The sequence below is a fragment of the Ruegeria sp. CL7 genome (genome assembly GCF_056536445.1).
In genome coordinates this window covers 464547-482333 of record NZ_JBQFPQ010000001.1, presented here as the reverse complement: position 1 = coordinate 482333, position 17787 = coordinate 464547, and the positions used below count along the sequence as shown (strand labels likewise).

Annotated in this window: 15 protein-coding genes; 13 read left to right on the top strand and 2 right to left on the bottom strand. The window is 59.2% G+C overall.

Annotated elements, in window-relative coordinates:
* Positions 1–32 precede the first annotated feature (32 nt).
* The 7 genes from pepN (at position 33) to ACR0LI_RS02355 (ending at position 9158) form a co-directional block, all read left to right on the top strand.
* On the top strand, positions 33–2585 hold the full coding sequence (pepN, locus tag ACR0LI_RS02385; RefSeq protein WP_480717954.1) for an aminopeptidase N: 2553 nt from the start codon (positions 33–35) through the stop codon (positions 2583–2585).
* Entirely contained in the window at positions 2582–3010 is a 429-nt protein-coding gene (locus ACR0LI_RS02380) for a hypothetical protein (protein WP_480717953.1), read from the top strand. The genes pepN and ACR0LI_RS02380 overlap by 4 nt, the downstream gene beginning before the upstream one ends.
* A 129-nt stretch (positions 3011–3139) precedes the next feature.
* Positions 3140–4399, top strand: a complete 1260-nt coding sequence (locus tag ACR0LI_RS02375) for a hypothetical protein (protein WP_480717952.1) — start codon at positions 3140–3142, stop codon at positions 4397–4399.
* An 81-nt stretch (positions 4400–4480) separates the two neighbouring features.
* On the top strand, positions 4481–5992 hold the full coding sequence (gene gatB / locus ACR0LI_RS02370) for an Asp-tRNA(Asn)/Glu-tRNA(Gln) amidotransferase subunit GatB (RefSeq protein WP_209832547.1): 1512 nt from the start codon (positions 4481–4483) through the stop codon (positions 5990–5992).
* A gap of 147 nt (positions 5993–6139) precedes the next feature.
* On the top strand, positions 6140–7396 hold the full coding sequence (gene pepT / locus ACR0LI_RS02365; RefSeq protein WP_480717951.1) for a peptidase T: 1257 nt from the start codon (positions 6140–6142) through the stop codon (positions 7394–7396).
* 80 nt (positions 7397–7476) lie between these two features.
* A complete protein-coding gene (locus tag ACR0LI_RS02360) occupies positions 7477–7896 on the top strand; it encodes a DUF4177 domain-containing protein (protein WP_171631043.1) in 420 nt (139 codons plus the stop codon).
* Between the two features lie 185 nt (positions 7897–8081).
* On the top strand, positions 8082–9158 hold the full coding sequence (locus ACR0LI_RS02355) for a PLP-dependent cysteine synthase family protein (RefSeq protein ID WP_480717950.1): 1077 nt from the start codon (positions 8082–8084) through the stop codon (positions 9156–9158).
* Between the two features lie 13 nt (positions 9159–9171).
* On the opposite strand, the gene ACR0LI_RS02350 is transcribed toward ACR0LI_RS02355, so the two are convergent.
* On the bottom strand, positions 9172–9426 hold the full coding sequence (locus tag ACR0LI_RS02350) for a BolA family protein (protein WP_480717949.1): 255 nt from the start codon (positions 9424–9426) through the stop codon (positions 9172–9174).
* A gap of 107 nt (positions 9427–9533) precedes the next feature.
* Between ACR0LI_RS02350 and ACR0LI_RS02345 the strand changes: the two genes are divergently transcribed.
* Positions 9534–10160: a J domain-containing protein gene (locus ACR0LI_RS02345; RefSeq protein ID WP_171631037.1), complete on the top strand. Its 627-nt coding sequence runs from the start codon at positions 9534–9536 to the stop codon at positions 10158–10160.
* 167 nt (positions 10161–10327) lie between these two features.
* On the top strand, positions 10328–10882 hold the full coding sequence (locus ACR0LI_RS02340; protein ID WP_371732208.1) for an NYN domain-containing protein: 555 nt from the start codon (positions 10328–10330) through the stop codon (positions 10880–10882).
* A 160-nt stretch (positions 10883–11042) separates the two neighbouring features.
* On the opposite strand, the gene ACR0LI_RS02335 is transcribed toward ACR0LI_RS02340, so the two are convergent.
* A complete protein-coding gene (locus ACR0LI_RS02335) occupies positions 11043–11930 on the bottom strand; it encodes a Hint domain-containing protein (protein WP_171631035.1) in 888 nt (295 codons plus the stop codon).
* Positions 11931–12386: 456 nt separating this feature from the next.
* Here ACR0LI_RS02335 and cobS point away from each other — a divergent pair, with 456 nt between their 5' ends.
* From cobS to ACR0LI_RS02315, 4 genes are all read left to right on the top strand, one after another.
* Positions 12387–13373 (top strand): cobaltochelatase subunit CobS, encoded by a 987-nt coding sequence (gene cobS, locus ACR0LI_RS02330; protein ID WP_152458642.1) that lies wholly within the window; start codon positions 12387–12389, stop codon positions 13371–13373.
* Positions 13374–13494: 121 nt separating this feature from the next.
* On the top strand, positions 13495–15372 hold the full coding sequence (gene cobT, locus ACR0LI_RS02325; protein ID WP_171167240.1) for a cobaltochelatase subunit CobT: 1878 nt from the start codon (positions 13495–13497) through the stop codon (positions 15370–15372).
* Between the two features lie 150 nt (positions 15373–15522).
* Positions 15523–17313, top strand: coding sequence for an aminopeptidase P family protein (locus tag ACR0LI_RS02320; RefSeq protein WP_480717948.1), 1791 nt, complete (start codon positions 15523–15525; stop codon positions 17311–17313).
* Positions 17314–17376: 63 nt separating this feature from the next.
* Complete coding sequence (locus tag ACR0LI_RS02315) at positions 17377–17718, top strand: DUF427 domain-containing protein (protein WP_209832537.1); 342 nt, start codon at positions 17377–17379, stop codon at positions 17716–17718.
* Positions 17719–17787: the final 69 nt, after the last annotated feature.

The following is a 17787-nucleotide window of genomic DNA, read 5'->3' as shown; positions in this document are numbered from 1 at the left end:
CGCGCCAGTCCCGAACAGATACGAGGCCCAAGATGCGCGACGCTGCCCCCACCACGATCTACCTGAAAGACTACACACCGTTTGGCTATCTGGTGGACAGCGTGCACCTGACCTTTGATCTGGACGCGCACGCCACGCGCGTCACCTCGCGCATTGCGTTCCGGCCCAATCCTGACGCAACCGACCGCACCTTCTTTCTGCACGGGGAAGAACTGAACTTGATCCGCGCCGCCATTGACGGGGCCGAGATCACGCCAGACGTGACCGACAAAGGACTAACCGCAGATGTCCCGGACGCCCCGTTCCTGTGGGAAGCCGAGGTTGAAATCGACCCCGGCAACAATACCGCGCTGGAAGGTCTGTACATGTCGAACGGCATGTACTGCACCCAGTGCGAGGCCGAGGGGTTCCGCAAGATCACCTTCTATCCCGACCGTCCCGACGTGATGTCCACCTTCACAGTTCGGATCAACGGCGACCTGCCGGTTCTGCTGTCGAACGGCAACCCGTCGGGCAAGGGCGATGGCTGGGCCGAATGGGTCGATCCATGGCCAAAACCCGCCTATCTGTTCGCTCTGGTCGCCGGAGACCTGATTGCACATCCCGGTCAGTTCACCACCAGATCAGGTCGCACCGTCGAACTAAACCTCTGGGTCCGTCCCGGAGACGAGGGGAAATGCGCCTTCGGCATGGAGGCGTTGAAGAAGTCGATGAAATGGGACGAGGATGTCTATGGCCGTGAATACGATCTGGACGTCTTCAACATCGTCGCCGTCGATGACTTCAACATGGGCGCTATGGAAAACAAGGGGCTGAACATCTTCAACTCGTCGGCCGTTCTCGCCAGTCCCGAAACTTCGACCGACGCCAATTTCGAACGGATCGAGGCGATCATCGCGCATGAGTATTTCCACAACTGGACCGGCAACCGCATCACCTGCCGCGACTGGTTCCAGCTGTGCCTCAAGGAAGGTCTAACAGTTTTCCGGGATGCGCAATTCACCTCGGACATGCGCTCGGCCCCGGTAAAGCGCATCCACGATGCCATAGACCTGCGTGCCCGGCAGTTCCCCGAGGACAACGGGCCGTTGTCGCATCCAGTGCGCCCAGAAAGCTTTCAGGAGATCAACAACTTCTACACCGCCACCGTCTATGAGAAGGGCGCCGAGGTGATCGGCATGCTGAAACGGTTGGTCGGGGATGCGGCCTATGCCGAGGCGCTTGATCTGTATTTTGAACGCCATGACGGTCAGGCCTGCACGATCGAGGACTGGCTGAAGGTTTTCGAAGACACCACCGGGCGCGATCTGACACAATTCAAACGTTGGTACAGCCAGTCGGGCACTCCGCGCGTCAGGGTTCAGGAAGACTGGGCCGACGGCACCTATACACTTACGCTAAAACAGCGAACCGATCCCACGCCGGGACAGGATGAGAAACTGCCTCAGGTCATCCCGGTTGCAGTCGGCCTGATTGGGCCAAACGGCGATGAGGTTCGCGCGACCGAAGTGCTGGAACTGACGCAGGCCGAACAGAGCTTTGCGTTCACTGGCCTGGCGGCGAAACCCACAGCATCGATCCTGCGCGATTTCTCGGCACCTGTCATTCTGGAACATGACCAGTCGAACGCGGAACGCGCGTTTCTTCTGGCGCATGACACGGACCCGTTTAACCGTTGGCAGGCAGGACGGGATCTGGCGCAGGACACCCTGATGCGGATGATCCTTAAGGATGCGGCACCGGATACCGATTACCTTGACGGCGTGTTGACTGTGCTGCGCAATGACGAACTGGACCCGGCCTATCGTGCGTTGATGCTGGGATTGCCGACACAATCGGAATTGGCAGCGGCCCTGCACGACCGTGGCCACTCGCCCGACCCTATGGCGATCTGGACCGCAGTGGAAACGTTGCGGCAGGCAACAGCCCAGACCGTACAGGATTTGCTGCCCCGCCTGCACAGTGAGGCTTTGGTGGACGGCCCCTACAGCCCGAACGCCGAGCAGTCCGGCAAACGTGCACTTGGCAGCGCCGCGCTGGCACTGACCTCTCGTCTGGACGGCGGGGCGATGGCGGCCGAGGTGTACGACAAGGCAGACAACATGACATTGCAACTGACGGCATTGTCTTGCCTTTTACGCGCCCGCAAGGGTGAGGCGCAGTTGGATGCCTTCTACGACCAGTGGCAGCATGACCGGTTGGTCATGGACAAGTGGTTTGGCCTGCAAGTCGCGATGGCAGCACCCGAGGCGACACCCGCAATTGCCGCGACCCTGACCGAGCATTCCGATTTCAACTGGAAAAACCCGAACAGGTTCCGCGCCGTCATGGGGGCCTTGGCGATGAACCACGCAGGGTTCCACCAGCCGGATGGCGCCGGATACGCCCTGCTGGCCGACTGGCTGATCCGTCTGGACCCGGTAAACCCACAGACCACGGCCCGAATGTGCTCGGCGTTCCAGACCTGGAAACGGTATGATCCGGATCGTCAGGCCCTGATGCGTGCGCAGCTTTCCCGCATCGCGGAAACACCGAACCTGTCGCGGGACACGACCGAAATGGTGTCCCGCATCCTCGGCGCATGACGCCTTACAGCTTTGCCCGCAGCAACCGGAATTTGCGAACGCTGGCCATCCTGGCCGGCGTTTATGCGGCGTTGCTGGCGCTGGTTGTCCTGTTTGACGCGGCCTGGTGGATCGCGGGGCTGCTGTCTTTGGCCACCCTGCCCGCACTTTGGGACGTGGTTCAGAACACCAGCGCGGGCATGCAGCTGGATCAGAATGTGCTAAGCTGGTTCACGGGGAACCGGCAGGCAGAGGTCGCGCTGCGCGACATCGACCATTTCCGCTTTGACACCCGTTGGGATTTCTCGGTTCGAGTGTCGATCGTTTTGCATTCCGGCAAACGAATCCGTCTGCCGGATGAGTCGCTGCCGGCGCATCTGGATTTGGAAACCCTTCTGAAACAAGCCGGATTTCGCGCAGAACGGCATCATTTCACTGTTTTCTGAAACACTGAACCCTTGAATGGTGAATTGGACACGAAAAGAAGAAATTAATCGGCAATTTACTTGATTTGAACCCGATATCCCGCCAGACTTCGGTGTCAGTTATACGTTTTTACAGTTTTGAGTATCGCCATGTTTCGGTCGCTAAGGGCACTGTTCGCCCCATCCACAGCTACTCCTACAAATGTTTCAGCAGATCTGTGCGCGACAAAATCCGCGCTTGCGGCCGCCTTGCCCGAGCAGGGTCAGCTGAATATTCCCGTCGCAAAAACCGACCGCGATGATCTGATCGGACATTCCACGATCGAACATGGCCGCTATCTCGCCCGGCAGGACCGCTGGGCAGAGCTGTCGCAGGAAATGCGCGTGGCTGATCAGGATCGCGCCGCCGTTGCGGATGGTATGCCGGTGGCCGATCTGCTGGCGTTCGGTGCCAGGTCTGACGTTGTTCTGGCCGCTGAACATGCGCTCTCGGATGGCGCGGCCATCTCGGATTACGACCTGTTGGGTGGCATCTCGGAACTTGAAGGCGAGATGGCAGACAACCCCTATGACCCGATGATCGCCACCGTCGTTGCCCTTGCCCATATCGATCTGGCGTGGGCATGGCGCGGTACGGCCTCGGACGCGACGCTGCCACCTTTGCACCGGTCACGCTGCGCCGCGCATTTCGACCGGGCCGCAGCAATCCTGCCCAAATGCAGGAAGGATGCCCCCGACAGCCCCCTGATTGCAGCGACCGGATGTGCGCTGCTGGCTGGTCAGCGCAAATCCAACGCGCGGGTGGCCGAAGAATATGAACGGCTGATCACGCTGGATCCATGCAATCAGCGCCACATGCGCGCGATGGGCAGCCACCTTCTGCCCCGGTGGTTCGGCAGCTACGAAGAGCTGGAGTTGCAAGCCTTGCGTACAGCCGCCAGGACACAGGATATCTGGGGCGCGGGCGGATACACATGGGTTCAGTTCGACGCCATCGCATTGGACGAAGAGGCCTGTGCCCGCGTCGATATCGAGTATTTCCTTGAGGGTCTGCGTGATATCCTGCGCCTGCGGCCCGATCAGCAGATGATCAACATGCTGTCATCCTACTGCGCGATCACCGTCCAGAACGGATTTGGCCTGAATGATCAGGCCGACCTTGTCCGTTCGCAGATGCGTGACACGGCAAACCGGCTTATCCGCGATCACCTGACTGAATTGCACCCGTTGATCTGGGCGCATGCGGCCAACGGTTTCAACAATTCCGTCCGCATAAACTCGCCCGAACGATTTGCAGCGCGCGGTCAGCGCGATGCCTTGCGCGCCATCTCGGATCTGTTCCGGGAAGAACTGCGCAGCGGTATGGATGTGACATTCACACCGTCGGGCCTGCGGTTTTCCCAGAACTGAACACGACAGGATTCCCCCTTGCCCCTAAGCCCTGCCGGGCCTAATACGCAGGCTTAGACTTCTGCGGAAATGAGGCGCGCCATGCTCGATCTGACATACGAAATGCCCAAACCCAAAACCATTGCCGGGGCCAAGCACGATTGGGAACTGGTGATCGGGATGGAGGTGCATGCTCAGGTCTCATCCAATGCCAAGCTGTTTTCGGGTGCATCCACCCAATTCGGGGCGGAACCGAATTCAAACGTGGCTTTCGTGGACGCGGCGATGCCGGGGATGCTGCCGGTGATCAACGAATACTGCGTTGAGCAAGCTGTGCGCACAGGGCTGGGCCTGAAGGCGGATATCAATCTGAAATCGGCCTTTGACCGCAAGAATTATTTCTACCCCGACCTGCCGCAAGGGTATCAGATTTCCCAGTTGTATCACCCGATCGTGGGCGAAGGCGAAGTGCTGGTCGAACTGGGCGACGGTACCGCGCGCAAGGTGCGGATCGAGCGTATCCACATGGAACAAGACGCGGGCAAGTCGATTCACGACATGGATCCGCATATGTCCTTCGTCGACCTGAACCGCACCGGTGTCTGCCTAATGGAGATCGTGAGCCGCCCCGACATCCGCGGGCCGGAAGAGGCCGCGGCCTATATCGCCAAGCTGCGTCAGATCATGCGTTACCTGGGCACCTGCGACGGCAACATGCAGAACGGCAACCTGCGGGCCGATGTGAACGTCTCGATCTGTTTGCCCGGCGCCTATGAGAAGTATCAGGAAACACAGGATTTTTCGCATCTGGGCACGCGCTGCGAGATCAAGAACATGAACTCGATGCGCTTCATCCAGCAAGCGATCGAGGTCGAAGCCCGCCGTCAGATCGCCATCGTCGAAGGTGGTGGCAAGGTCGAGCAGGAAACCCGTCTGTATGACCCGGACAAGGGTGAAACCCGTTCGATGCGGTCCAAGGAAGAAGCGCATGATTACCGCTATTTCCCCGACCCCGACCTGCTGCCGCTGGAGATCGAACAAGCATGGGTCGATGATATCGCCGCCAGGCTGCCCGAGCTGCCGGACGAGAAAAAGGCGCGCTTCATCAATGAGTTCGGCCTGACCGACTATGACGCATCAGTGCTGACCGCCGAGGTCGAATCCGCCGCCTATTTCGAGGAAGTGGCCAAGGGCCGTAACGGAAAACTGGCGGCGAACTGGGTCATCAACGAGCTGTTCGGCCGCCTGAAGAAAGACGACCGCGACATCACCGACTCGCCGGTTTCGCCCGCGCAGCTGGGCGGGATCATCGACCTGATCGCCTCGGACGCGATTTCGGGCAAGATCGCCAAAGAGCTGTTCGAGATCGTCTATACCGAAGGCGGCGACCCGGCGCAGATCGTCGAGGATCGCGGCATGAAACAGGTGACCGACACCGGCGCGATCGAGGCCGCGCTGGACGAGATCATCGCCGCCAACCCGGCGCAGGTCGAGAAGGCCAAGGTGAACCCGAAACTGGCGGGCTGGTTCGTGGGTCAGGTCATGAAAGCCACCGGCGGCAAGGCGAACCCGAAAGCCGTCAACGAACTGGTCAGCAAGAAGCTGGGCTCGTAAACCTTTCGTTTTGTACAAGCCTGCCGGCAATCTTTGGCGGGTTTGTACTATCCGGTTTCTCACAAAATCTTAAGACTTGGGGTCAAGCCATCGGCTTGACTTCCTGCTGTTTGGGCCCTTTCCTCCGCAACAGAGAGGTGAGGTATTATGCAAAGCAGATTTGATCAGGAACTCGAAGACCGGCTGGTGCGCTATGCCGCCATCGACAGTCAAAGTGACGAGACATCCCCGACGACCCCGAGCACTCAGATCCAGTTCGACATGCTGAACCTGTTGCGCGATGAGCTGATCCAGATCGGCGCGCAGGATGTTGAGATGACGGGCGACAGTGTTGTCGTCGCAACCATTCCCGGAACGGTGCCGGGGCCGACCGTGGGCTTTCTGGCCCATGTCGATACAGCCCCTCAGTTCAACGCAACCGGCGTCAAGCCGCGGGTGATCAAGGGCTACAACGGTGGCGACATCACCTTTCCGGACAACCCGGATCTGGTTCTTTCTCCGGAAGACCACCCCTATCTGGCCGAAAAGATCGGCCACGACCTGATCACTGCGTCGGGCACAACCCTGCTGGGCGCGGACGACAAGGCCGGTGTATCGATTCTGATGACGATGGCGCGGCACCTGATCGAAAATCAGGATGTTCCACATGGTCCGATTCGTATCGCGTTCACTCCGGATGAAGAGATCGGCCGGGGTGTCACGGAACAACTTCCCCAGGATCTGGGCGTGGATTTTGCTTATACGCTGGATGGGCAGCAAGTGGGTGAGATCGAGTATGAAAGTTTCTCGGCCGACCGCGCCGTGATCCGGATCGAGGGTGTTTCGATCCATCCCGGCCTGGCCAAGGAAAAGATGGTGAACGCCACGCATCTGGCGGCAAAGATCGTACAGACATTGCCTCAGGCCACCATGACGCCGGAAACCACGGACGGGCGCGAAGGCTTCATCCATGTCACTGACATGAACGGCGGATCATCCGAGATGGAGATCAAGCTGATCCTGCGTGATTTCGAGATGGACGGGCTGGAAGCGCAACGAAACATCGTGCGGCAGGTCTGCGCCGCCGTGCAGGCCACGGAACCGCGCGCGACCATCACCTGCGACATCAGCCACCAGTACCGCAACATGCGGTATTGGCTGGAAAACGACATGACTCCGGTCGAACTGGCGCGCGATGCGTGTCGCGAGTTGGGGGTTGAACCGCTGTCGGTACCGATTAGGGGCGGCACGGACGGATCGCGCCTGACCGAATTCGGCACCCCCTGCCCCAACATTTTCACCGGGATGCAGTGCGTTCACGGCCCGTTGGAATGGATTTCAGTGCAGGACATGGCGTTGGCGACGGAACTGTGCCTGTTGGTTGTGGCCAAGGCGGCACAGGCCGAAGCGAATGGTCAGAGGTGAATTCCGCCGGATGAGCAAGGGCCCTTTCACCCGGGGGGCAGCGTGTTAAGTTGGCGCGGAAACGCATTTAGGAACAGTAGATGAAGCGCTACGAATACAAGGTCATCCCCGCCCCGCAAAAAGGTGTCAAAGCCAAAGGCGTGAAAACGGCCGAGGGCCGCTTTGCCGTCTCGGTCGAGCAACTGCTGAATCAGTTGGGGCAGGATGGCTGGGAATACCAGCGGGCCGAGTTGCTGCCCAGCGAAGAACGCTCGGGTCTGACCGGATCGACCACGAACTGGCGCAATGTGCTGGTGTTCCGCCGCGTGGTGGAAGAGGAAGTCGATGCCTCGTGGGTCGGCGCAGTACCTGAGATGGATGACACCCCGCTGGCCCAGCCGATTCCGGGCCCCGACGAGGTACAGGCCCCAAAACCTATTGCCGCAGAGGCGGACGAGCCGCCTTTGTCGTTGAAGCGGTCTGATGACGCCGCTGATGAAAGCGACCCTTCAAAAACATAGGCTTGGGGGCTGGTACGACCGCCAGAGCGATTGCAAATGCCCTGTGGCCTTGTGCAGGACATCCGTGTTCGCTCTGACATACGTCAAGTCGAGCCGGGACGGCCCAACCACATTGGAAAGCAATAAGGGCTACACCCTCGGGAAATCTGTGGCATGTTAGCCGGATATTCTGGAGGGACATCGAAATGGCTATTCGACAGACACAAGGGCGGACACGCCTGTATGACAGCATTCTCGACACGGTCGGTGACACGCCCTGCATTCGGGTCAATCGGATCGCGCCCGAGCATGTGACCGTCTATGTGAAATTCGAGGCCTTCAACCCGGCAGGCTCGGTCAAGGACAGGCTGGCGCTGAACATCATCGAGGCGGCGGAACGTGACGGGCGGCTGAAGCCCGGACAAACCGTTGTCGAAGCGACATCCGGCAACACCGGGATCGGGCTGGCCATGGTGTGCGCGGCCAAGGGATACCCTCTGGTCGTGACGATGGCCGAGAGCTTCTCGGTCGAACGGCGAAAGCTGATGCGGTTTCTGGGCGCCAAGGTTGTTCTGACCCCGAAGGCGCAAAAAGGGTTCGGCATGTATACCAAGGCCAAGGAACTGGCCGAGGAAAACGGATGGTTCCTTGCCAGCCAGTTCGAGACCGCAGCCAATGCCGATATTCACGAGAACACGACTGCCCGGGAAATTCTTGCGGATTTCGAAGGGCAACGGCTGGATTATTGGGTGACGGGCTATGGGACCGGCGGCACCGTTTCGGGCGTTTCGCGTATACTGCGGAAAGAGCGGCCCGACACCAGGATCATCCTGACCGAACCGGCAAATGCCGCAATAGTATCATCAGGTTACGTCAATACGCGCAACGCTGACCATCAGCCGACCGAAAGCCACCCCGATTTCGAGCCCCACCCGATTCAGGGCTGGACACCGGATTTCATCCCCTGGGTTCTTCAGGAAGCCATCGACAATTCATACTATGACGAGTTGATCCCCATTCCCGGACCCGAAGGAATCGCATGGTCGCGCCGGCTTGCCGCCGAAGAAGGGATATTCACCGGGATTTCGGGCGGATCGACCTTTGCGGTGGCCATGAAGCTGGCCGAATCCGCGCCGGCAGGCTCTGTCATGCTGGTCATGTTGCCGGACACCGGCGAGCGATACTTGTCGACCCCGCTGTTCGAGGGAATAGAAGAGGGCATGACGGAAGAGGAATACGCCATCTCGGCATCGACGCCGTCCGCAAAGATGGAGGCGGGTTGACACGTAAAGGTCTTCAGACGCCGATATCAAGGGCCAGCGCGTGGATGCGGGGCACGATGTCGCCCAGCGCCTTGTGCACGGCACGGTGGCGGGCGACGCGGGATTTGCCTTCGAATGCACTGGCGCGGATACGGACGTTGAAGTGGCTTTCACCACCGTCCTGAAATCCCGCATGGCCGCGATGGCTTTCGCTGTCGTCGATCACGTCCAGCTCGCGCGGATCAAAGGCGGCTTGCAGGCGGGTTCGGATCTCGTCAGTCACACTCATTTTTTTGCTCAGCGGCAAAAATATTGCCGCACCCCTCTTCTACTTTCGGCTGCTTAGATTAAACTGCTGCCTCCGAGTCGAAAAGACGCGTTCTTGAGGATTAGAGCATGGCGAAATCAGACCCCTTCGGATTCGATATGTCCGTTTCCAGCGCCAAAAAGAAGAATCCGCGGGGACGCCGGGGCATGTCGGGTGCCTCTGAAACCTCGGTCCGGATCTGTGACCACGAGGGATGCGAAGAACCGGGAAAGTTCCGCGCGCCAAAAGCACCGGATGTCCTGGATGATTTTTTCTGGTTCTGCCAGCAACACGTGCGGGAATATAACCAGAAGTGGAATTTCTTTGACGGCACCACCGAGGCCGAGCTGAACGCGCAGCGATCGAAAGACAAGGTTTGGGAGCGCGAGACCAAGCCGATGGGCGACCCCGAAGCACGTGCCTGGGCCCGTTTGGGGATCGAGGATCCGCATCAGGTTCTTGGTGCCAACAGCACGCAGAACAAAGGCCGCACGACGGGTGGCGGCGGACGACGCCTGCCGCCGACCGAACGCCGTGCGATCGAGATTCTCGAGGCCAATGACAGCTGGACCAAGGCCGAGGTTCGCAAAGCGTACAAGAAGCTGATCAAAGTGCTGCATCCGGACATGAATGGCGGAGACCGTTCACAGGAAGAACAGCTGCAGGAAGTTGTCTGGGCCTGGGATCAGATCAAGGACAGCCGGAACTTCAAGTAGCGGTCACGGCTTTGCCTGCTTTGCGTTCGCGGCGCGCCCTGCCTGAATGGTGGGGTGCCGCGGACGACACAACCTGAAAAAACTGCGCAAGTTCCGTATGGAACCCTGTTTCATTCCACGCGAAAGTGGTGGAGGATTGGGGGCAGGAGTTTCCAGGGATCAGTTTCGTGCGCACATCCATTTGCCTGTTGCTCGTCTCGCTAAGCGGGCTCATCGCTGCCAGTTTCATTCAGACAGACGCGGATTGGCTGTTCCTATTGGCGCTGATTTGCGTGATGGCCAGCACAATCCTGTTCATACGGGCCTGGTTCAGGTGGCGCCGGGCCAATACATGGATCATCGTGGACGGTTCGAACGTCATGCACTGGAAAGATGGCACCCCGGATCTGGGTACGTTGAAGAAGGTCCTTGAGACTTTGAAGCGCGCAGGGTTCAAACCGGGCGTCATGTTCGATGCGAATGTCGGGTACAAAGTCGAAGGCCACTATATGGACGACCGGAAGCTGAGCCGCGCCCTGGGCTTGCGATCCAAGCAGGTCATGGTGGCCCCCGAAGGGACACCTGCGGACCCGCTGATCTTGCAGGCGGCGCGGGATAGCAAGGCACGCATCGTCACAAATGACCGGTTTCGGGATTGGGTGGACGAGTTTCCGGATGTGTTGAACGCGGATCGTCTGGTAAAAGGTGGCTTTCGCAAAGACGAGCTTTGGTTTTCGCTATAGTCAAGCAACGGTTGACCCAAGGCACAGATATGTAAGGCCATCTCAACGGTGCTGCACTGAGAAATTGCCTATGGTAAATGGTCCCAGAGAACACATTTGAAGGGGTTTGTTGAGGCCAGGGATCAAATCAGGAGCGGTTCGGATTACAACTATCCGCGCTTTAGTCCGGGTATGAGCTTCGCAATGCAATTGCTTCCCGGCGCTTCAAACAACTTAAGCGAGTTTGTTGCGACTCTGCAGTGCCGTCACGCAATTCGGGGAACAGTGCGAGCAATTCTTCGACGTCTTCACGACAGAAAGACTTCAGCGCTGTGTCGCCCAGAAAAAGACTTTCGCTACGTAGCCCCTGCGAGTGCAGTATCGCGTGTCGAGAGCAGGCAATGTGGTAATATGTGATGTCTTCACCTGTATGCACCTGCTGAATTGTTCCGTCATTCACCAAGTGGATTGCCGCAACAAAGACCCGATCTTGTCCGAACAACAACTCGGCGCGCCAGCCTTCCAGCATGATCCGATGTTGCGGGGACACAAAAACATCCTGGTTAGGTTGACCCTTGCAAATCGCGTCGCGCCGAATGCGAACGGGTCTAAATTTCGGTTGCAAAGCCAGTGTTTGTGCACTCAGCACTTTTTTCCCGATCCACAAAATCGGCAGCGTTTTCCCACCTGACACGCAAACTCTGTCACCGATCATCAGGTTCTCGACCGGGCGTGGACCGGCCTCGGTCTCTATCAGGGTTCCAGCAACAAAACAGGGCGGATTGTTTGGATCAAGATCTCCGGTTGTGATTTGCCAGTTTCCGGTTGTCATTGGCCCGGTGGGGTTGTTGGTGTCCCAGGCATAGATTTCGGTTCCAACCTGAATAAACTCACCAGATTCGCCGGTACCTCTGTAGTTACCTTGTCCAAGATACGTGTAGGGTACGAACGGACCACCGTTGATCGAAATCGTTTGACCCGAGACAGTGGCTGGATCGGTCAAGTTTCGGACGATCAAGTCGCCTTGCCCGCTTGTGTTGACCGAATGAAGTAAGACATCAAACGACATACGTTGTATCCGCTAAGCAGGTTGGACCAAAAGGGAACTCGCAATGAACAAGTTCCTTCCGTGTGTTGACTGAACAGAACACCATAGCCCTCACAAACTCACAAAGACCGCCCAAAAAACCACATTTAGAAGTCATGTTAACGCGCCGAAGAAGCATTTCAATGATAGTATGTTAATGTTTGCATTTGAGCGAGGCGCAAAGGCCGTTGCCAGCCTTTCACCGAGGACTTCTGGGTTATGCGCAATCGGCCTCAAAGCTTGTTAACGCGAGGTGCCAAATCGTAGCGTGGTTTATCATTCTGGAATGACACCCCATGCGTAACGATAGGGCCAGTTTGCAAGAAAAACATGCGCACCTTTGGGCGCCTTTCGCTTTCCCTTGCCCTTGCCCGCAATATGTTGCACCACACACGGGTTCATACCCGGTGAACGGGCCAAAGGATAAGGACTAGGCGCATGGCTGACGGATCGATCGATATCAACGCAAAACCTACCGAGGATATCTCGGTCCGTGACGTGTTCGGCATTGACAGCGACATGGCGGTCAAGGGTTTCGCCGAGCGCAGCGACCGAGTGCCGGTGATCGATCATACCTACAAGTTCGATCCGGAAACCACGCTGGCGATTCTGGCGGGCTTTTCCCATAACCGTCGTGTGATGATCCAGGGCTATCACGGCACCGGCAAATCCACCCACATTGAGCAGGTCGCTGCCCGTCTGAACTGGCCCGCCGTGCGTGTAAACCTCGACAGCCATATCAGCCGGATCGACCTGATCGGTAAAGACGCGATCAAACTGCGCGACGGCAAGCAGGTGACCGAATTCCACGAAGGCATTCTGCCCTGGGCGTTGCGCAACCCGGTTGCCATCGTGTTCGACGAATACGATGCGGGCCGCGCCGACGTGATGTTCGTGATCCAACGTGTGTTGGAGCATGACGGCAAGCTGACCCTGCTGGATCAGAACGAGATCATCACCCCGAACCCCAATTTCCGCCTGTTTGCCACCGCCAACACGGTCGGTCTGGGCGACACCACGGGTCTGTATCACGGCACGCAGCAGATCAACCAGGCGCAGATGGACCGCTGGTCGCTGGTGTCGACACTGAACTATCTGAGCCACGACGCCGAGACGATGATCGTTCTGTCGAAGGCGCCGCATTACAACACCGCCGAGGGCCGCAAGACCGTCAGCCAGATGGTCACCGTGGCCGACCTGACCCGGACCGCCTTCATGAATGGCGATCTGTCCACCGTCATGAGCCCGCGGACCGTGATCAACTGGGCCCAGAACGCTGAGATTTTCCGCAATGTGGGCTATGCGTTCCGCCTGTCCTTCCTGAACAAATGCGATGAGCTGGAGCGCCAGACCGTGGCCGAGTTCTATCAGCGCTGCTTTGATGAGGAGTTGCCTGAAAGCGCCGCGAGTGCAAGCTTGGGGTAAGCACCCGAATTGCGCCCGGAGCGGGCGCAATGCCTCCGGCGGGGATATTTTTGGCCAGATGAAGACAGATCCGTTGCTGTTTTCGACGCCGGGCAGGCCAGTACTATGAGGGCTTAAGGACATGGCACAGAAGAACGACAACCCCGCCGATCCGTTCAAGAAGGCCTTGGCCGAGGCCACCAAGGTCATGGCCGATGATCCCGAACTGTCGGTGACCTATACGGTGGACCCTTCGGGCATGACGGGCGAGTCGATGCGGCTGCCTCAGGTCTCGCGCCGGATGACGCGCGAAGAAGTGCTGTTGGCGCGAGGCACGGCGGACGCCTTGGCGTTGCATCGCAAGTATCATGACGACGCGACCCATGCGCGCTATGCGCCTCCGGGCGATATGGCGCGGGATCTGTACGAGGCGATGGAGACCGCCCGCTGCGAGGCAATGGGCGCGCGGGACATGCCGGGCACCGCCAGCAATATTGACGTCAAGATCGGGCATGAAGCAATCCGGCGTGGGTATGATCAGTGCAAGCAACCCGCCGATGCACCTTTGTCGGTTGCGGCAGGGTACTTGATCCGGCATCTGGCCACCGGGCGCGATCTGCCCCCCGCCGCAGAAAACATCATGAACCTGTGGCGTGGGTTCATTGAAGAGCAAGCGGGTGGGACGTTGGAGAATCTGGACGAGATTCTCTCGGATCAGGCGGAGTTTGCCAAATTCGCCCGTCAGGTGATCAAGGATCTGGGATATGGCGACCAGCTTGGGGATGACCCAGATGAGCTGGACGACGAGCAGGAAGACCAGGCCGAGGAAGACGCCGAGGAGCAGCCCGATCCGGACAGCACCGGTCAGGATGATCAGGACGAACAGGACGCCGACGCGACACCTGAGCAGACGCAGGAAGAGCAGCAGGATCAGTCTCAGGCCCAGGTCTCGATGGACGAAATGGCCGAAGACGAGATGGGTGACGAGGCTGAGATGCCGGATGGCGAGGCGCCTCTGGAGCCGCCTGCCCCACCGCCGGCATCCGAAGCGGACCCGGATTACAAGGTCTATCTGGACACTCATGACGAAGAGATCGCCGCTGAGGATTTAGCGGAACCGGCCGAGCTGGAACGTCTGCGGGCCTATCTGGATCAGCAGCTTGAACCGCTGAAAGGCGCGGTGTCGCGTCTGGCCAACAAGCTGCAACGCCGCTTGCAGGCGCAGCAGAACCGCAGCTGGGAGTTCGACCGCGAGGAAGGCATTCTGGACGCGGGTCGATTGGCACGTGTGGTCGCGAACCCCACCACTCCTCTGAGTTTCAAGGTCGAGAAAGACACCGAGTTCCGCGACACGGTGGTGACGCTGCTGCTGGACAATTCGGGGTCGATGCGCGGACGTCCGATTTCGATCGCCGCCATCTGTGCCGATGTTCTGGCCCGGACGCTGGAGCGGTGCAATGTAAAGGTCGAAATTCTGGGCTTTACCACGCGGGCGTGGAAAGGCGGTCAGGCGCGCGAGGCGTGGTTAAACGATGGCCGCCCGCAACAGCCCGGCCGTCTGAACGATTTGCGCCACATCATCTACAAGGGCGCGGACGCCCCTTGGCGTCGTGCGCGGCCCAATCTGGGTCTGATGATGAAAGAGGGCCTGCTGAAAGAAAACATCGATGGGGAAGCCCTGGAATGGGCCCATCGCCGGATGCTGGCACGGCGCGAACAACGCAAGATCCTGATGGTGATCTCGGACGGTGCGCCGGTCGATGATTCGACACTGAGCGTGAACCCGGCCAACTATCTGGAAAAACACCTGCGCGACGTGATCGCTATGGTTGAAAAACGCAAGATGGTCGAACTTTTGGCCATCGGCATCGGCCATGACGTGACCCGGTATTACGACCGGGCGGTGACGATTACCGATGTAGAGCAACTGGCCGGCGCGATGACCGAACAACTGGCGGCTCTGTTTGACAGTGACCCGCGGGCGCGGGCGCGTGTCATGGGGATGAGAAAGGCCGGCTGAGGCTGATCTTCTGCGCGGCGGGCGTATTTCCCCGAGGGCGACGTGTTTTTCCTTGCTGATCATCGGCCTGTTCAGACGGGGTGTTCCCGTCTGGACATTTTTTGAAATGCGCCTCAGGGTCACGCTCAAATGATGTGAATGAGGCCGCCCATGTTCCAATCCTTCGAAGTGACCGCCCGCCCGGAACAGGGGCCACCGCGGCTGGCCGCCTTGCGCGAACAGATGGTGCAAGAAGGGCTGGACGGGTTTCTGATCCCACGGGCGGATGCGCATCAGGGAGAGTATGTCGCGGCGCGCGATGAACGTCTGGCCTGGCTGACCGGGTTCACGGGCTCGGCCGGGTTTTGCGCCGCCCTGCGCGACGTGGCCGGAGTTTTCATCGACGGGCGGTATCGCACCCAGGTCAAGGCACAAGTTGCCGCAGATTTCACCCCGGTCCCCTGGCCCGAGGTAAGCCTGAGCGCCTGGCTGAAACAGCAATTGCCCAACGGCGGCAAGATCGGTTTTGACCCGTGGCTGCATGCGGCGGGGCAGATTTCCGGCACATTGAGTGATCTGGATGGATCGGGCATCGAACTGGTAAGGTGCGAAAACCTTGTGGACCGGATCTGGGCCGATCAACCCGCACCGCCGATGAACCCGGTCAAGGCGCATCCGATCGAATTTGCCGGGGAAGGTGCGGACAGCAAGATCGCCCGTCTGGCCGAAGACCTTCGGCGGGCCGGGCACAAGGCAGCGGTGATCACCCTGCCGGATTCCATCATGTGGCTGTTGAATATCCGTGGGTCGGATATCGCCTATAACCCGGTGGCCCACGGCTTTGCCATTCTTCATGCAGGTGGTCAGGTCGATCTGTTCATGGCGGCAGAAAAACTGGCCGGGGTACGGGATCATCTGTGTTCTCAGGTGACCTTGCGCGCTGTGGGCGATTTTCTGGTTTCGGTTGCGGCTCTGGCCGGTCCGGTGCAGGTGGATGCCGCTTCGGTGCCTCAGCTCGTGGCCGATGCGCTGGGTGACGCGATGACGGATGGCGGCGATCCCTGCGCCCTGCCCAAAGCCTGCAAGAATGCGGCTGAAATCGCGGGCAGCGCCGAGGCGCATTTGCGCGATGCGGTGGCGGTCATCGAGACGTTGTGCTGGCTGGACGAACAGGCCCCGGGCAGCGTGACCGAAACACAGGTTGTCACCCGGCTGGAAGAAAACCGGCGTAAGGACAATGCGCTTCAGGACATCTCGTTCGATACCATTGCAGGCACGGGTCCGAACGGCGCGATCATGCATTACCGCGTGACCGAAGAGACCGACAGCCGCCTGGAAAATGGCCATATTCTGGTGCTGGACAGTGGCGGGCAGTATCTGGACGGCACCACCGACATCACCCGAACCATCGCCATCGGTGACGTCGGAACCGAGGAAAAAACCTGCTTCACCCGGGTGCTGAAGGGCATGATTGCCATGTCGATGCTGCGCTGGCCTGCGGGCCTTTCCGGGCGGGATATCGAATGTGTGGCCCGCGTGCCGCTGTGGTCTGCGGGACAGGATTTCAACCATGGGGTCGGACATGGGGTCGGCGCCTATCTGAGCGTGCATGAAGGGCCGCAACGGCTGTCCAAAGTCAGCCATGTACCGCTGCAACCCGGCATGATCCTGTCAAACGAACCCGGGTATTACCGGGAAGGTGCCTTTGGCATCCGCATCGAAAACCTTGTGGTGGTGGAAGACGCTCCTCTGCTGCCCGGTGGCGATGCCGAACGCGCAATGCTGTACTGGCGCACGCTGACCTTTGTGCCGATTGACCGCAGACTGATCTTGGTCGATATGTTGACGCCTGACGAACGCGACTGGCTGAATGCCTATCACCGCGACGTTGCGGAAAAAATCCGCCCAAGGCTGGGACATGACGCACAACTGTGGTTGGATGCCGCAACTGCCCCAATCTGACACTGGCCTGTTACATAAAACAGGCAGAGGGGTGACCCTGATACGACGACGGAAGGAAGAGGAATGGCTGAGATCACGATCCGGAAAGCGCCGGGCAAATGGACTGTCCGCTCGGGCGGTGCGATTCTGGGCGAAACGAACAACGCGCTGGAACTGCTTGAAGGCGAAAAGGATCCTGTGATCTATTTCCCGCGCAACGATATTGCGATGGCGTTTCTGGATCGGACTGACAAGGTGACCCACTGCCCCGGCAAGGGCGAGGCGACGCACTTTTCCATCGTCAACAAGTCATCCGTGACCGACAACGCGGTCTGGAGCTATGAGGATCCGATTCAGGCGGTGGCCGAGATCAAGGACCATCTGGCATTCTACCCGGTCGAATCGGTGAAAGTGGAGCAGATTTAACGCCAGCCCCCGCGCCCACCTCACGCAGCTGTGGCATGCACGTGAACGGCATTTGCGGCACACTTGCTC

Excerpts from the sequence above, each read along its gene's own strand:
- ACR0LI_RS02345 (WP_171631037.1), top strand. The coding sequence starts at position 9,534 with ATGGCGAAATCAGACCCCTTCGGATTCGATATGTCCGTTTCCAGCGCC.
- ACR0LI_RS02320 (WP_480717948.1), top strand. The coding sequence starts at position 15,523 with ATGTTCCAATCCTTCGAAGTGACCGCCCGCCCGGAACAGGGGCCACCG.
- ACR0LI_RS02375 (WP_480717952.1), top strand. The coding sequence starts at position 3,140 with ATGTTTCGGTCGCTAAGGGCACTGTTCGCCCCATCCACAGCTACTCCT.
- ACR0LI_RS02380 (WP_480717953.1), top strand. The coding sequence starts at position 2,582 with ATGACGCCTTACAGCTTTGCCCGCAGCAACCGGAATTTGCGAACGCTG.
- ACR0LI_RS02335 (WP_171631035.1), bottom strand. The coding sequence starts at position 11,930 with ATGTCGTTTGATGTCTTACTTCATTCGGTCAACACAAGCGGGCAAGGC.
- gatB (WP_209832547.1), top strand. The coding sequence starts at position 4,481 with ATGCTCGATCTGACATACGAAATGCCCAAACCCAAAACCATTGCCGGG.
- pepT (WP_480717951.1), top strand. The coding sequence starts at position 6,140 with ATGCAAAGCAGATTTGATCAGGAACTCGAAGACCGGCTGGTGCGCTAT.
- cobT (WP_171167240.1), top strand. The coding sequence starts at position 13,495 with ATGGCACAGAAGAACGACAACCCCGCCGATCCGTTCAAGAAGGCCTTG.
- pepN (WP_480717954.1), top strand. The coding sequence starts at position 33 with ATGCGCGACGCTGCCCCCACCACGATCTACCTGAAAGACTACACACCG.
- cobS (WP_152458642.1), top strand. The coding sequence starts at position 12,387 with ATGGCTGACGGATCGATCGATATCAACGCAAAACCTACCGAGGATATC.
- ACR0LI_RS02315 (WP_209832537.1), top strand. The coding sequence starts at position 17,377 with ATGGCTGAGATCACGATCCGGAAAGCGCCGGGCAAATGGACTGTCCGC.
- ACR0LI_RS02355 (WP_480717950.1), top strand. The coding sequence starts at position 8,082 with ATGGCTATTCGACAGACACAAGGGCGGACACGCCTGTATGACAGCATT.
- ACR0LI_RS02360 (WP_171631043.1), top strand. The coding sequence starts at position 7,477 with ATGAAGCGCTACGAATACAAGGTCATCCCCGCCCCGCAAAAAGGTGTC.
- ACR0LI_RS02350 (WP_480717949.1), bottom strand. The coding sequence starts at position 9,426 with ATGAGTGTGACTGACGAGATCCGAACCCGCCTGCAAGCCGCCTTTGAT.